The organism is Spirulina sp. 06S082 (genome assembly GCF_034932145.1).
Classification (GTDB): Bacteria; Cyanobacteriota; Cyanobacteriia; order Cyanobacteriales; family Spirulinaceae; genus CCY15215.
Genome location: NZ_JAYGHV010000108.1, coordinates 1 through 1,292, shown reverse-complemented (window position 1 = coordinate 1,292; position 1,292 = coordinate 1). Strand labels below are relative to the sequence as shown.

1 protein-coding gene is annotated in these 1,292 nt (G+C 43.0%); it reads left to right on the top strand.

The window, feature by feature from the left end; all coding sequences use genetic code 11:
* Positions 1-1,292 (top strand): transposase (locus VB714_RS07335; protein WP_323222623.1); only part of this gene is annotated, 1,292 nt, incomplete at both ends.

The following is a 1,292-nucleotide window of genomic DNA, read 5'->3' as shown; positions in this document are numbered from 1 at the left end:
TTATATCCCAATCAAATCCAGTGTCAAACTTTGTTAGAGGCACGTCGTCTTCATGCTTATTTGTATAATGCTTGTTTGGCTCATCGACGTTTTGAATGGCGAAAAAATCGCAAGTCAATCGATTATTTCAGCCAACAAAATGCCTTGCCAGCTTTCCGAGAATGTTGGGAAGAATATAAGCAATTAAATCTATCTTCTTTGCAAGCAACAGTAAAGCGAGTAGATTTAGCTTATAATTCCTTTTTGAAAGGCATTCGCAAACGTCCTAAATTCAAATCTATTCGAGATTATTCGGGTTGGACATATCCAGACGGACGGCAAGGATTTAAAGTGGAAATTAAAACTTCCGAAAAATATGCCGTTAATCATGGCTGGGTCATTTTGAACGACCTCAACTTAAAGATAAAAATGCGAGGTCGCTTTCAATATTGGGGGAAACCCACAACTTGTACCCTTGTTTATCGTCCTCATCGAGATGAATGGTACGTTTCTTTTACCGTTAAAGTAGAAGAAACCCCCTGTAAATTTGGCAGCCAGTCCCCTCTCAGTTATGAGTCAATGGTTGCCTTTGATTTAGGAACGGCGACGGCATTAACTTGCTTTGATGGAGAGAATTTTGAGGAAATTGATAATCCTCGTTTTGATCGAGAATTTGCCCCCAAAATTCGTGCTGCCTCTAAAGCCTTACGCCGTAAACGCCGTCCGATTCGAGGCCAACAGAAAGCCTCAAATCGATGGAAAAAATCCCAACAGAAAATATCCCGACTCAAAGCCAAACAGTCAAGAGTTCGCCAAGACTGGCAGCACAAAGTCACGACAGATTTATCGAGTCGTTATGACATCGCCGTGACAGAAAAGCTCAATGTTAAGGGGATGACTAGAAAGGCAAAGAAGGGAAAACGAAAACGTCAAAAAGCAGGGCTGAATCGTTCGCTTCTTGACGTAGGTTTTGGAACTTTAAATCAACTGATTGTTTATAAAATTGTTGCCAAAGGTGGCGTTCATTTAACCATTAATACTCGCAAAGTGAAACCTTCTCAGCGATGTCCCAACTGTGGCAAAGTGCATAAAGATTGGGCAAATCTCAGCAACCGCTATCATGTTTGCGATAATTGCGGATTTGAAATGGGCAGGGATAAAAGCTCTGTGGTAGTGATGTGGAATGTCGCTGCTGGTCAGCAACCGGGGGTGGGAACGAACCTCGTTAGTCGTCGATGCTCTAGCTCTACTGATTCTCCCCGTACTCATACGGGTGGGATGATGCAACTCGGGCAGAAGAAGCGCTTGGGGGA